The sequence below is a fragment of the Paenibacillus sp. LHD-117 genome (assembly GCF_030929555.1).
Lineage (GTDB): Bacteria > Bacillota > Bacilli > Paenibacillales > Paenibacillaceae > Pristimantibacillus.
Genome location: NZ_JAVFVT010000028.1, coordinates 67,382 through 79,397 on the forward strand (window position 1 = coordinate 67,382; position 12,016 = coordinate 79,397).

At 52.1% G+C, this 12,016-nt stretch carries 15 protein-coding genes; 9 read left to right on the plus strand and 6 right to left on the minus strand.

Translation table 11 applies throughout. The features are described from left to right. Positions 1-33: 33 nt before the first annotated feature. From pepF to RB620_RS20665, 3 genes are all read right to left on the minus strand, one after another. Entirely contained in the window at positions 34-1,836 is a 1,803-nt protein-coding gene (pepF, locus tag RB620_RS20655; RefSeq protein ID WP_308097648.1) for an oligoendopeptidase F, read from the minus strand. A gap of 250 nt (positions 1,837-2,086) precedes the next feature. Then, positions 2,087-2,266, minus strand: coding sequence for a hypothetical protein (locus RB620_RS20660; RefSeq protein ID WP_308097590.1), 180 nt, complete (start codon positions 2,264-2,266; stop codon positions 2,087-2,089). Between the two features lie 100 nt (positions 2,267-2,366). After that, positions 2,367-2,600: a hypothetical protein gene (locus tag RB620_RS20665; protein WP_308097592.1), complete on the minus strand. Its 234-nt coding sequence runs from the start codon at positions 2,598-2,600 to the stop codon at positions 2,367-2,369. A gap of 204 nt (positions 2,601-2,804) precedes the next feature. Here RB620_RS20665 and RB620_RS20670 point away from each other — a divergent pair, with 204 nt between their 5' ends. The 3 genes from RB620_RS20670 to RB620_RS20680 all read left to right on the plus strand — a co-directional run bounded on the left by RB620_RS20670 (position 2,805) and on the right by RB620_RS20680 (position 4,844). Beyond that, positions 2,805-3,530 carry a methyltransferase domain-containing protein gene (locus RB620_RS20670; RefSeq protein ID WP_308097593.1) on the plus strand — a complete coding sequence of 242 codons (726 nt, stop codon included), beginning with the start codon at positions 2,805-2,807 and terminating at the stop codon, positions 3,528-3,530. An 85-nt stretch (positions 3,531-3,615) separates the two neighbouring features. Next, on the plus strand, positions 3,616-3,819 hold the full coding sequence (locus RB620_RS20675; protein WP_308097595.1) for a cold-shock protein: 204 nt from the start codon (positions 3,616-3,618) through the stop codon (positions 3,817-3,819). Positions 3,820-4,175: 356 nt separating this feature from the next. Next, complete coding sequence (locus RB620_RS20680; RefSeq protein WP_308097597.1) at positions 4,176-4,844, plus strand: hypothetical protein; 669 nt, start codon at positions 4,176-4,178, stop codon at positions 4,842-4,844. A gap of 565 nt (positions 4,845-5,409) precedes the next feature. On the opposite strand, the gene RB620_RS20685 is transcribed toward RB620_RS20680, so the two are convergent. Continuing rightward, positions 5,410-6,597 (minus strand): MFS transporter, encoded by a 1,188-nt coding sequence (locus RB620_RS20685; RefSeq protein ID WP_308097599.1) that lies wholly within the window; start codon positions 6,595-6,597, stop codon positions 5,410-5,412. Between the two features lie 237 nt (positions 6,598-6,834). Here RB620_RS20685 and RB620_RS20690 point away from each other — a divergent pair, with 237 nt between their 5' ends. The 3 genes from RB620_RS20690 to pfkA are packed head-to-tail and all read left to right on the plus strand — an operon-like array spanning position 6,835 to position 9,255. Beyond that, positions 6,835-7,146 carry a hypothetical protein gene (locus RB620_RS20690; RefSeq protein WP_308097601.1) on the plus strand — a complete coding sequence of 104 codons (312 nt, stop codon included), beginning with the start codon at positions 6,835-6,837 and terminating at the stop codon, positions 7,144-7,146. Between the two features lie 27 nt (positions 7,147-7,173). Continuing rightward, positions 7,174-8,256 (plus strand): tetraprenyl-beta-curcumene synthase family protein, encoded by a 1,083-nt coding sequence (locus tag RB620_RS20695; protein WP_308097603.1) that lies wholly within the window; start codon positions 7,174-7,176, stop codon positions 8,254-8,256. Positions 8,257-8,286: 30 nt separating this feature from the next. Further along, the gene (pfkA, locus tag RB620_RS20700; RefSeq protein ID WP_308097604.1) at positions 8,287-9,255 is read left to right on the plus strand and encodes a 6-phosphofructokinase; all 969 of its coding nucleotides are present in this window, start codon (positions 8,287-8,289) and stop codon (positions 9,253-9,255) included. A 73-nt stretch (positions 9,256-9,328) separates the two neighbouring features. On the opposite strand, the gene RB620_RS20705 is transcribed toward pfkA, so the two are convergent. Together RB620_RS20705 and RB620_RS20710 are read right to left on the minus strand one after the other, a co-directional pair. Next, on the minus strand, positions 9,329-9,541 hold the full coding sequence (locus RB620_RS20705; RefSeq protein ID WP_308097649.1) for a helix-turn-helix transcriptional regulator: 213 nt from the start codon (positions 9,539-9,541) through the stop codon (positions 9,329-9,331). Between the two features lie 128 nt (positions 9,542-9,669). Continuing rightward, on the minus strand, positions 9,670-9,855 hold the full coding sequence (locus tag RB620_RS20710; protein WP_308097605.1) for a hypothetical protein: 186 nt from the start codon (positions 9,853-9,855) through the stop codon (positions 9,670-9,672). 136 nt (positions 9,856-9,991) lie between these two features. On the opposite strand from RB620_RS20710, the gene RB620_RS20715 reads away from it, so the two are divergent. From RB620_RS20715 to RB620_RS20725, 3 genes are read left to right on the plus strand one after another with little or no spacing between them, the layout of a single operon-like run. Then, complete coding sequence (locus tag RB620_RS20715; RefSeq protein ID WP_308097607.1) at positions 9,992-10,924, plus strand: metallophosphoesterase family protein; 933 nt, start codon at positions 9,992-9,994, stop codon at positions 10,922-10,924. Between the two features lie 22 nt (positions 10,925-10,946). Next, positions 10,947-11,297 carry an MBL fold metallo-hydrolase gene (locus RB620_RS20720; protein WP_308097610.1) on the plus strand — a complete coding sequence of 117 codons (351 nt, stop codon included), beginning with the start codon at positions 10,947-10,949 and terminating at the stop codon, positions 11,295-11,297. Between the two features lie 36 nt (positions 11,298-11,333). After that, positions 11,334-12,011 (plus strand): MBL fold metallo-hydrolase, encoded by a 678-nt coding sequence (locus RB620_RS20725; RefSeq protein WP_308097612.1) that lies wholly within the window; start codon positions 11,334-11,336, stop codon positions 12,009-12,011. The last annotated feature ends 5 nt before the right edge of the window (positions 12,012-12,016 follow it).

Consider the following 12,016-nt stretch of genomic DNA (forward strand, 5'->3'; position numbering starts at 1 on the left):
ATCTCAGTAGCCCGCTCGTTTGGTCGTTCTTGCTTATTTCGCGGCTTTTGCCGTCAACTGCTCCATCTGGCCGATCAGCTCTTCGAACACGCTCATTGCCTGCTCGATCGGCTCCGTCGTGCTCATGTCGACGCCGGCTTTCTTCAGGATGTTGATCGAGAAGTCGCTGCCGCCGCTTTTCAGGAAGCCGAGATAACGGTCGACCGCAGGCTCGCCTTCTTCCAGAATTTGTTTCGAGAAGCTCGTGGCCGCGGAGAAACCCGTCGCGTATTTGTATACATAGAAGCTGTTGTAGAAGTGAGGGATTCGCGCCCATTCCATTTCGATGTCTTTGTCCACGACCATGCCCGCCCCGTAATAGAGGAGGTTCAAGTCGTAATAAATTTTGCTCAGCTCCTGAGGGGTGAGCGATTCGCCGGCTTCCGCGCGCTCATGCACGATTTTTTCGAATTCAGCGAACATCGTTTGGCGGAACACAGTCGTGCGGAATTGATCCGCATAATAGGTGAGCAAGTACATTTTCTCCTTCGGATCGGTGGACTTGTTCAGCAAATAATCCATGAGCAGCGCCTCGTTCAGCGTGGATGCGACCTCCGCGAGGAAGATCGTATATTGCGCGTCGCGGTAGTTCTGGTTCGTATCGGAGTAATACGAATGAAGCGCATGGCCCATTTCGTGGGTGAGCGTGAACATGCTGTTCAGATTATCCTTATGGTTCAGCAGCACGTAAGGATGCGTACCGAACGCGCCCCAACTGTAAGCGCCGCTCCGTTTGCCTTCGTTCTCGTACACGTCGATCCAGCCGTTGTCGAATCCGTCCTGCAGCACGTTCAAATAATCCTCGCCCAGCGGCTTCAAGCTTTCTTTTATCGTTTTTTTCGCATCCTCGTAGCTGATTTCCATATCGAATTCTTCCACGAGCGGCGCGAATAAGTCGTACATATGCAGTTCGTCGAGACCAAGCAGCTTCTTCCGAAGCTCCATGTAACGATGCATGAGCGGGAGATGTTTGTGGATCGTTTCGATCAGGTTCGTGTACACTTCCTTCGGAATGTTATCGCCGTAGAGCGACATGCCGAGCGCGGAATCGTATTTGCGAGCCTTGGAGTAAAAAATATTTTTGGTCACGTTGGCATTAAGCGTGGAAGCCAGCGTGTTTTTGAGTTTGCCGTATGTATCGTACATGGCGAGGAACGCTTCGCGGCGAACGTCCCGGTTTTTGCTCTCCAGGAACTGAATGTAACGGCCGTGAGTCAGTTCCACTTCTTCGCCTTGCTCGTTATTGACTTTGGGGAATTTCAAATCCGCGTTGTTCAGCATGCCGAAGATCGTTCCCGGCGCGGAGCTGACGTTGCCGACCTGGGCGAGCAGCGACTCTTCGTTTTTGGATAACACATGCGCTTTCTGACGGCGCATCTCTTCCAGCGTATGTCGGAATTTCGCAAGCGATTCGTTGTTGATCATGGCATCCAGATCGGCGTCGGAGAGGCTTAACACCTCGGGCGTCACGAAGGAGAGCGCTTCTCCGGTTTCGACGCTCAGCTTTTTGGATTTGTCGGACAACGCTTGGAAATTAGGCTCAGCCGTATCCTCGTGATGACGCATATTAGCGAAAACGTACAATCGCTCCACATGAAGGGAAAGCTCGTCTTCGAGCTCGAAGCATGCTTTCAGTTGTTCCGGATCGCCAAGCTTGCCCTGGAACCCGGCAACCTTGCCCATCAGCGACTTGGCTTCCTTGTATTCCTTGTCCCATTCGGCCTGCGAAGGGAAAATATCCTCGAGCTTCCAACGGAATTGTTCCTCTGTTTCCGAACGTTTGGGCAGTTGATTCATGGTATTCCTCCTCGATATGGATGGGATGGATTGCTTTGCTTCGCTTGCGCCCTTCTGACTCTGGTTCGTTCGACTTTGTTCCAAATCTTGAATCGCATTGCTTCGAACGGGAACGGCTGCCTGGGTTAGCGACAATGCGAGCATCAGCTTGAGCCACTTCATGCGGTTCACCTCTGGACACAGTTTGTCGATACTGTGCCCTTGCGGTGTACGGATTATGCGTGCGTTCGGCTAATGGTTCCGAGATTCGTTAAGATCCCATGGTGAATAATGAGTAAGCGATTAGGAAAAACGAAAATGCGATCAGCAGGATCGAGACGATGGCGAGCCCTCGCCGCATGCTCTGCGGCAATGAATCGCGCTTCATGATGACGATGGCGCCTAAGCTGAACGCCGCAACGATGAAAATAATAGTGGATGTTGTATCCATGGTGAACCTGATGCCTCCTATCGTTACGTATGCAGATGGGCGCATCGATATGTTCGCCGCGATATCGGCCAAATCCTGCGCCCTGCGTCGCTAGACCCGTTTAGACTTCGCGGAAGGCGTCCATGATCGCCTGCAGCTCATCTTCGCGACCGGCGTAATCCTCGGAACGGAACCGATTTCGAGCCCAATGGAGCATTTCTTGCCGGCTGACGAATTCATGGGATTCTTCGCCCCATTGATCCGAAATCTCGCGCAAAACCAATGTTTTGCCTTTCACTTCGACAGTCAGCATGTTATATTTGTCAGTTTTGTAAATTTGATGTTTTTTGAACATGAGAACCGCTCCTTTCATTAGTTAATTATGGTATAGTTATCATCATAGCTATTCTGAAGTCGGTAAGCAATAGCAAGGCAGAGCGAACCGAATGGCTTCGAACGGCTTGGCGTAAGCGGGTTTCCGCGATGTGTCAAATGAAGTTTTAACAGAGCCGAGATGAGATGGGAAGAGACGAGAAGAGACGAGGAGAGATGAGAAGAGATGGGGAAAACGGAAGGCATTTACGAGCAAGTCGGGGTCGCAATGACCTGCAGGAGCTTCGACGAATATGTAGCAATGTTCCGGTTGACGGACAAGGAGCTGTCCAGCGGTCCGATCTTGGATGTTGCCGCAGGCGGATCCTCCTTCGTGGCGGCGGCATCCGCTGCCGGGTATGAGGTTAGAGGCGTGGATCCCAGATATGACGGGGATCCTACGGACTGGATTAGAGAGGCTGGCGAAGAAATCGAGGCGTCCACCGCCAAGCTTGCCGGATTGGTTGACCGCTTCGACTGGACTTATTACGGTTCGCTGGAGAACCATCGGCTAGGACGCGAACGTTCGCTGGCATTGTTCCGCGCGGATTTGGTGGCAAATGCGTCATTCGATCAATCGGTCTCGAGATATGTTGGCGGCCGACTGCCGCAATTGCCGTTCGAAGATGACCAATTCGGGCTGGTGTTATGCAGCCATTTTTTATTCCTCTACGCTGAGCAATTCGACTTTGATTTCCATGTGCAAGCGGTGCGCGAGCTGCTACGGGTGTGCAGACCGGGAGGTCAGGTGCGGATATACCCGCTGATGTCGTTGCGCTGGGAGCCTTATGAGCGGTTGGGCGATTTGCTTGCGGCCGTGCGGGAAGATGGCGCGGAAGAGGAAGTTTTGGCTTCTGGATTGCCGTTTATTCCGGGCTCGGAATATTATTTGAAGCTCCTAAAAAATGTATGAGTTTTCTGAAATTGCAATCCATGTTTCGGATGGATATAATGGGTTCACTCGCTGCTTTTAAGCGGCGGTACAATTTTAGGAGGTCATGAAGTTGAAAGGTACAGTAAAGTGGTTTAACGCAGAGAAGGGTTACGGATTCATTCAAGTGGAGGACGGGGAAGACGTGTTCGTCCATTTCTCTGCGATTCAAGGCGACGGATTCAAATCACTGGAGGAAGGCCAAGCGGTTGAGTTCGACATTACCGAGGGCAACCGAGGCGCCCAAGCGGCCAACGTCCACAAACTATAGGATTCCAAGAATCGCAAGTACTCCTCAAGTCGCAACGCGGAAGACCCTCACAAGGGGTCTTCCCTAGAGGTTGTGCTAGGGGAGATAGCGCAGGCTTCGGATTGAACAGCATACCGATTTAAATCATCAACATCTAGCGGACTGCATCTGTGTATCTGTGTTGCACTCGGCAACCCGATTATTTTCAAGCTTAACCGAATAACTGCACGCCATTATGTTAGATCGCCATGCACCGTTCATTCATGAAATGATATCATCGTACCGCGCGTAAAGCATACGCCGCTTGTCCCTTGAATAGGGACGGGCGGCGTTTTGTATATTTATAAACTTTATAGGACTGGGAGGCAGTTGATCAAATGATGATAAGAGGATTCGAAGAGCTGTTTGAAGCGTACCTGAACGCGCAGAAAGCACAAGCAAACCCAAGGCGTTTGGAGATGCTGGAACGGGATGTATCGGGCACGGTACGCATGTTCAAGGAAGTGCTTTGGCCGGTGTTTCGTTCGTTTGAAGGGTTTGAGCTTGAGCATGAGTTCACGAGCCCAACCGGTGTGAAAATGTACGTTGACGCATTATACATCCCTTACGGCTTTGCGTTCGAGTGCGAAGGTTTCAGCGTGCATGCCGAGACGATTACAAGAGAACGTTTCAACTTCGAGAAAAGCCGGGTTAGAACGATGTTGCTTTCTGGATACGTGTATGTGCCGTTCACTTGGGACGAGCTGGATAAGAAGGGACAACAGTGCCGGAGCTGCCTTCATGAGTTATTGGGGAAATACAAAGATACACATTCTATGCGGGCTGATCTCTCTATTTACGAAAGAGAAGTGATTCGTTACGCGTTGAGTTTAAGAAGACCCGTCGGAACATTGGATTTATGCGAATGTTTAGGGAAGAAGAAGGATTTTGTTTATCGAGTAATCGACTCACTTATTTCGAAAGGATTGCTTCAGTCAATAAATAGTAGAACTAAGCGCTATCGAACTTACACCGTCGTTAATAATGGGTCTGATTATATTCGCTGATGACAAATTTGCTAAAAGAAATACTCAGGTAGAGAGACGATCTTCTAGGACGCTGATAACGTCTAAGCCATGCTGATATGTGTATTTGAGGACACTAAGACGTTGTAAACGTCTTAGAAGCGCCGATGAAGTGAGTGTAAGGTTCTAAGACGCTGTGAACGTCTAAGCCATGCTGATATGTGTATTTGAGGGCTCTAAGACGTTGTCAACGTCTTAGAAGCGCCGGTGTAGTAAGTGTGAGGCACTAAGACGTTGTCAACGTCTAAGCCAAGCTGATATGTGTATTTGAGGACTCTAAGACGTTGACAACGTCTTAGTAGCGCCGGTGTAGTAAGTGTGAGGTTCTAAGACGCTGTGAACGTCTAAGCCATGCTGATATGTGTATTTGAGGATACTAAGACGTTGTCAACGTCTTAGCAGTCAGCGGTGCGTAAGCGTAGTTGTTTGAGCGTTAAGACACCTGCGAAGATAAAGAGCATCTACTCACCAACTAGTATTTCCCCACAGCAACTATGCACAGACGCGGGCGCGCTAGAACCTAGCGCGCCGCCGCGACCGCTTCCCCCTACCGATTCTGCTGCCCAAGCCAGTGGTACAGCAGGAAGCCTGCCGCAGCTGCGCCGCCGATGAAGGTCGCGGCATGGTAGAAGGCGACGCGGCCGAGCTGTTCGTAGACGACGCCGCCGATGACGCCGCTGATCAGGCCGGCGGCGCCGGTCCAGATAATCGTGTAGACCGCTTGTCCGGAGGAGCGGTATTCGTCCGGGATGAGGAACGAGATATACCTCAGCGCGGTCGAAAAGTAGATGCCGAACGAGATGCTATGCATCGCTTGCGTCGCGATAAACCAGTGCGGATCCGTAATCTCGCTCATCAGCCATAGGCGCAAGCCGTACATCAGCGACGCGAATGCAAGCAGCGGCAGCTCCCGAAGCTTGTGGCCGTATTTGCCCAGCAGGAACAAGATTGGAATTTCACTTGTAGCCGAGACGAGCAGCGCAAGTCCGACCAATGTGTCGCTTGCGCCCAGCTGTCTCATGGTGACGGCAAGGAATCCTTCGTACATCCGGTGCGAGACGGAAACCATCAGAATAAGCAAGAAAAATATCATGACATGGCGCTGGCCTAGCAGCTTGAAAAAGCCGGAAAACTCGATTTTGCGCGCTTTGCTCTGGTAATCCTTGATAAACAAGCTGAGGAACAGCGATACCGATATCGTTCCGAGAGCGACGGCAATCGTCCAATCCGAGCCGATTGCTTTGAGCAGCAGGCCAAGCAGATAGGCGCTGAGGGCGAACCCGAGTGAGCCGAATATTCGAATGAGCGCGTAAGGAGTGCCTGTATGTTGGCTGGATAATAGAATGAGACTGTCGCTCAACGGATTGATCGGCGTCTGAAAAAAATAAAACAACGTCATGACGATCGTGATCAACACGACGTTCTCGAGCGGGAACAATATGCTGACCATGATCAATTGCCCGAACAGCAAGGCGATGAGCAGCTTTCGGATCGTTCGGTATTTGTCGCTGGCCAGTCCCGTAATAATATTCGCGAAGATCGAGACGAACAATCCTGCGGAATAAATGACGCCGATCTGGCTCTCCGAGAAACCTTTGGTCATAAAATACAAGGGGATAAAGGACACGACGAGCGCTTGGGTGGAAAAGGTCGAGAAGTTAAATGCCCGCAGCGCCAACGTTTCTTGTTTGGCCGTGGAAGAGAGCGCTCTTCCCGTGGTGACTGTATCGTTCATAGCAGCAGATTCACTCCATCTCTTTATCATGTGCAAAACGTTTGTCGCCGTCCTATCGCGGCCATAGTTAACGTTTCACGCCGAATTCCAATATCTATTGAAGGATTATTTTATAGGCTTGGAATTTTACAAAATCTACGTGTTTCAGTATAGCATGCTTTCTGCCGAAGATGCTGTCTCTTATTTGTCGCTGGATTATTACCCTCCGAAATGGTACATTATTGATTGGAGGTTGCAATGGACATATTCCAATGGAACGATAGGCTTCGCCTACATATCCCGGCATTGACGAAGGATTGGGAGCGATATTCGCTGGACGATCGAGTGGCGATCATTGCAAGATGGGAGCTCATTCGAGGTTCGATCCCCGATCGCGTGAAGGAGTTCGAGGCCGCCATCAACCGTATTCAAGCCGAATTGAACGAGGAAGACAGCTTCGAGCGCTCCTGTGCGCTCACTTATGAGATTGCGGATTTCGCAAGTCGAATCAACGATCTGCAAATTTGGTACAGAAGAGATCAGGACGTAGAGTCGCGCCGGCATACATGACATGATTTCTCGCAAGGGAGGTGCGCCATGAGATTAACGACGCTATCAGGAAGGCGAGCGCCTCAAGGTCCTATTAAGCTGATGCATCGCGTCTATAAATACGTATTGCCCGAAGTGGAAGCCGAACTTGGCAAGCTAAGAGAATTGGCGGAACGAATACCTGACGACGAGCTGCGGACGCAGGCCTTGAACAGCATGGAAGACAAAAAGTTTCATTGCCAGGGAGGCGGCGTATACGCCGCGGCTAACCTGGAATACCGTCATGTATTGATTCCGCTTATTGTCGCGCTTCAGACGATCAGCGATTACCTGGACAACCTATGCGACCGCAGCACTTCGCTTGACCCCGAGGACTTCCGGTTGCTGCATCAATCCATGCTGGACGCCGTCAATCCGCATGCTAGGCTTCGCAATTATTACGAGCTTCGCAGCGAGAGCGACGACGGAGGCTACTTGCATCATCTCGTGAAAACATGCCAAACCTGCGTTGCCCAGCTTCCGTCATACGGCAGCGTGCAGAAGCATGTGGAAGAGCTCGTTGCGCTGTACGGCGACCTGCAGGTGTACAAGCATATCCGGAAAGACCAGCGCGAAAGCCATTTGCTTGCCTGGTGGGAGAAACATAGCAGCAGGTACCCGAACCTCAAATGGAATGAATTTGCCGCGGCGACAGGTTCCACGCTGGGCATGTTTATGTTGTTTTTGGCCGCGTCGGAAACAAAGTTGTCGGCCAAGGATGCGGAGACGATCCGCCATATTTATTTCCCGCATGTATGCGGCCTTCATATCTTGCTTGATTATCTGATCGACCAGGAAGAGGACCTCATAGGCGGTGATCTTAATTTCTGCAATTACTACGAGAACAAAAATCTGCTTGTCGAGCGTATCGGAACGATCGTTATCCGCGCGAGGGAAGACGTCAAGTCGCTCCCGGCCTCCAGGTTCCACCGTCTCATTATCGAAGGTTTATTGGCCTTGTATTTGACGGACCCGAAGGTTCGTCTTCAAGCCGAAGTGCGCGAAGTATCGAAACGATTGATGAAGAATAGCCCGCTTACGCGACTGTTTTTTATGGTCAACAGCAATTGGATACGGAGACAGCAGGTTTAATCATTACAAAATTGTGTGGAGGAATGAACGATGTCTGCAGTAAAATCGATCGCGGTATTAACAAGCGGAGGAGATTCCCAAGGGATGAACGCTGCCGTCCGGGCCGTCGTCCGGAGCGGGCTATTCCATGGTTTGAAAGTTTACGGAGTACAGAGGGGTTATCAGGGACTGTTGAATGACGATCTGCGCGAAATGGATCTTCGCAGCGTCGGCGACATTATCCAGCGCGGAGGCACGATTCTTCAAACAGCCCGCTGCAAGGAATTTCTAACGCCGGAAGGCCAGCAACGCGGCGCGGACGTGCTGCGAGCGAGAGGCATTGACGGCCTGGTCGTGATCGGCGGCGACGGTTCTTACCAAGGCGCGAACAAGCTAAGCAAGCTGGGCATCAAGACGATGGGTTTGCCGGGAACGATCGACAACGATATTCCGTTCACGGATGCGACGATCGGCTTCGATACGGCGGTTAGCATCGTCGTCGACGCCATCAACAAAATTCGCGACACGATGTCCTCCCATGAACGTTCGTCGATCGTCGAAGTGATGGGCCGCCATTGCGGCGACATCGCGCTCTATGCCGGTCTCGCGAGCGGCGCGGAGACGATTCTGGTACCGGAAGTGCCGTTCGACCTTGCGGAAGTTGCCGATCGGATGAAAACGAACTTCGCCAAGGGCAAACGCCACAGTATCATCGTCGTTGCGGAAGGCGCGGCGAAAGGCGAGGACGTCTCGCAAAAAATTACCGACCTGAGCGGCATCGAAGCGCGCGTGACGGTACTCGGCCACATTCAGCGCGGCGGTACGCCTACGGCAGCCGACCGGATCTTGGCCAGCCGACTTGGCGACTTTGCCGTCAGTCAACTGATGGAAGGCAACTCGGGCAAATCCTGCGGCGTCATCAAAGGCGAGCTCGTCACGACCGACATCGATACGGTCGTCCACAGCAAGAAGCCGTTCGATATGAACATGTACGAGCTGGCGCTTAGACTATCGCAATAGGCACAACCAAAAAACGTCTTTTCCTGCGGAGCAGTTAGCCCGCTGGGGAAAGACGTTTTCGTATTTTGAGGCCTCATAGCGTCGATATCGATTGGCGGTACTGCATTGGCGACATTCCCATCCACCTGCGGAACTGGCGGGAGAAGTGATTGACGGAGCGGAATCCGAGCTGCTCGGCAATCGCGTATACGGTCAGGTTAGAGCCAGCAAGCAGCTCCTTGGCTTTGCTCCATTTCCGCCTCGTCAAATATTGGCAAGGGGACAGCCCGTACACTTTGGTGAAAATTTTGAAATGTTCTTTAGAGAGTGATCTATCGTTGGTTCATCTGAAGAAGGTGGTCACCGGCAGCAGAAGATTATGCAGAGCTTATGAAAGAAAATTGGAAGCTTAAGAAGCTTTATGCAGAGCAAGCCCTAGAGAGCAACTAAAAAAACGAACCCGAACTTGCGGATAAAATAGAGATTGCGTCCGACACATACATGAATCGGTATTTGTTTGAATCGGTATTTGTTCGCATCGAGCTGGTCCTTCAAGCTCCGAATGGCCGTCAACTTGCAAGTACCAATCTCACCGGTCACGCAGCCAATCGACCGCGTCATGACCATGTACTGCAGTCGGGCCACGCACTAATTCGCACAAATGGTTAACTTTATGACTTTTTTAACTATTGCCAGCATGCATAATGTCTCCTTAACATAAAGGAAAACAAGCCTTCTTTGGGGGAGATCCGATACGATGGATAAGCAGTTGAAGTTCAAACCGGACGGAAGCTTTACGATCGTCCAATTTACGGATTTGCATTGGCAAAACGGGGACGAGAAGGATGAACTTACGCGCGCGTTAATGGAAGAGGTGATCCGGGAGGAGAAGCCCGATCTGATTGTGTTCACCGGCGATTTAATCTATAGCGGGCATTGCGAAAATCCGGAACGATCCGTACGCGAGGTCGTCGCGGAAGCGGTTCGCAGCGGAGTGCCTTGGGCGGCCGTTCTCGGGAATCACGACGCGGAAGCGAATGTGACGAGAGAGGAAGTGCTCGGTTACCTGCGTTCGCAGCAGGGAAGCCTTACGGGGCATACGCCCGGGGTGAGAGGCTTCGGCAATTACGCCTTGCAGGTGGCGGGGAGCGACGGCGCACTGGCAGCAGCGCTGTACTTCTTGGACAGCGGCGATTATTCCAAGCTGAAGCATGTCGACAGCTACGCTTGGATCAACCGGGATCAGATTGACTGGTATGCCGCAGAGTCCCGCCATTTCTACGAGAAGAACGGGGGAGAGACGCTGCCGGCGCTTGCCTTTTTCCATATTCCGCTTCCGGAATACGAGACAGTATGGGCGAAGGGGATATGCAGCGGGCAGAAGAATGAGAACGTATGCTGCGCGAAGATCAACTCCGGCTTATTCGCCGCTATGGTGGAGCGGGGCGACGTGATGGGAACCTTCGTCGGCCACGACCATATTAACGATTTTTGGGGCGAGCTGTACGGAATCCGTCTAACATATGGACGAGCGTCCGGCTACAACACCTACGGCAAGGAAGGATTCCCGCGAGGGGCGCGAGTCATTCGTCTGCGTGAAGGAGAGAGGCAATTCGAATCGTGGCTGCGACTGGCGGACGGCTGCGTAGATAGGCAAGAGGCAGCACATGAAGCGGAGCTGAAGCGATAATAGATTCGGGAGGAAGTTAGGCATGAAGTTGCATTTTCTGGGGACGGCTGCGGCCGAAGGATTTCCGAACGTATTTTGCAGATGCGATGCTTGCCTCGAAGCACGCAAGCTGGGCGGCAAAAATATAAGGACAAGAAGCTCCGTCATCGTCGACGACATCATCAAGTTCGATTATTCGCCGGATTCGAGCATGCAGGCGCTTCGGGACGGCATCGATCTGGGGAAAGTCGAGCATTTGCTGTTCACGCATACGCATTGCGACCACTTTATTCCGGAGGATTTGTTCTGCCGGGTTGAGGAGTACGCCCACGGGCCGAAAGCTCCCATGAGGATATACGGCAACGACGCTGTCATTATGCGCAGCTATGCCTAGCTTGGCATTTACGGAGGAAACCGGCTCGCCTTCCAATTGGTCCGTCCTTTCCGTCCGTTTACGTTCGGGGATACGGTGGTTACTCCGCTGCCCGCCGATCACGACCGGCACGAAACTTGTTTGCTTTATTACGTGGAGCGCGGGGGTAAGCGGCTGTTCTACGGACATGATACGGGCTGGTTCCCGGAAGGTACTTGGGAGTGGCTGAAGGACAAAAAAATTGATTTGGCCATTCTGGACTGCACACACGGCTTTACGGGCAACAACCGAAATGCCGGCCATATGAACGTCGAGACGGTGCTGGAGGTGCAAGCGCATGGCGGGAGCAAGGCGTCATCGACGCGGACAGCAAGCTGTATGTTACGCACTTTACGCATAATTCGGGCATGTTGCATAACGATTGGGAAAGAGCTTTTGCTCCGGCGGGTATTCATGTCGCTTACGACGGGCTTGTTATTCACGTCTAATGGAAGAGGGACGAGAACAATCGGCAAGACGCAGCTCGGAGCGCGCGGTTATCGCGGTGGGGGCGGTACGATAACCACTTACACGGTAAGCACGAATTTGGGAGCGGCAGCCGGCCCGGCACTGGCTTATGTCGCTTTGGGGAGCACGAACGGCATCACGACCGCATATATCGCGAGCGCCGTCTTATTCCTTATCATTGGACTTTGGTTCCGAACGGTACCGCGTTTACAAGCAGAGAGGGGATAGCCGCA

Excerpts from the sequence above, each read along its gene's own strand:
- pepF (WP_308097648.1), bottom strand. The coding sequence starts at position 1,836 with ATGAATCAACTGCCCAAACGTTCGGAAACAGAGGAACAATTCCGTTGG.
- RB620_RS20660 (WP_308097590.1), bottom strand. The coding sequence starts at position 2,266 with ATGGATACAACATCCACTATTATTTTCATCGTTGCGGCGTTCAGCTTA.
- RB620_RS20665 (WP_308097592.1), bottom strand. The coding sequence starts at position 2,600 with ATGTTCAAAAAACATCAAATTTACAAAACTGACAAATATAACATGCTG.
- RB620_RS20670 (WP_308097593.1), top strand. The coding sequence starts at position 2,805 with ATGGGGAAAACGGAAGGCATTTACGAGCAAGTCGGGGTCGCAATGACC.
- RB620_RS20675 (WP_308097595.1), top strand. The coding sequence starts at position 3,616 with ATGAAGTTGAAAGGTACAGTAAAGTGGTTTAACGCAGAGAAGGGTTAC.
- RB620_RS20680 (WP_308097597.1), top strand. The coding sequence starts at position 4,176 with ATGATGATAAGAGGATTCGAAGAGCTGTTTGAAGCGTACCTGAACGCG.
- RB620_RS20685 (WP_308097599.1), bottom strand. The coding sequence starts at position 6,597 with ATGAACGATACAGTCACCACGGGAAGAGCGCTCTCTTCCACGGCCAAA.
- RB620_RS20690 (WP_308097601.1), top strand. The coding sequence starts at position 6,835 with ATGGACATATTCCAATGGAACGATAGGCTTCGCCTACATATCCCGGCA.
- RB620_RS20695 (WP_308097603.1), top strand. The coding sequence starts at position 7,174 with ATGAGATTAACGACGCTATCAGGAAGGCGAGCGCCTCAAGGTCCTATT.
- pfkA (WP_308097604.1), top strand. The coding sequence starts at position 8,287 with ATGTCTGCAGTAAAATCGATCGCGGTATTAACAAGCGGAGGAGATTCC.
- RB620_RS20710 (WP_308097605.1), bottom strand. The coding sequence starts at position 9,855 with ATGACGCGGTCGATTGGCTGCGTGACCGGTGAGATTGGTACTTGCAAG.
- RB620_RS20715 (WP_308097607.1), top strand. The coding sequence starts at position 9,992 with ATGGATAAGCAGTTGAAGTTCAAACCGGACGGAAGCTTTACGATCGTC.
- RB620_RS20720 (WP_308097610.1), top strand. The coding sequence starts at position 10,947 with ATGAAGTTGCATTTTCTGGGGACGGCTGCGGCCGAAGGATTTCCGAAC.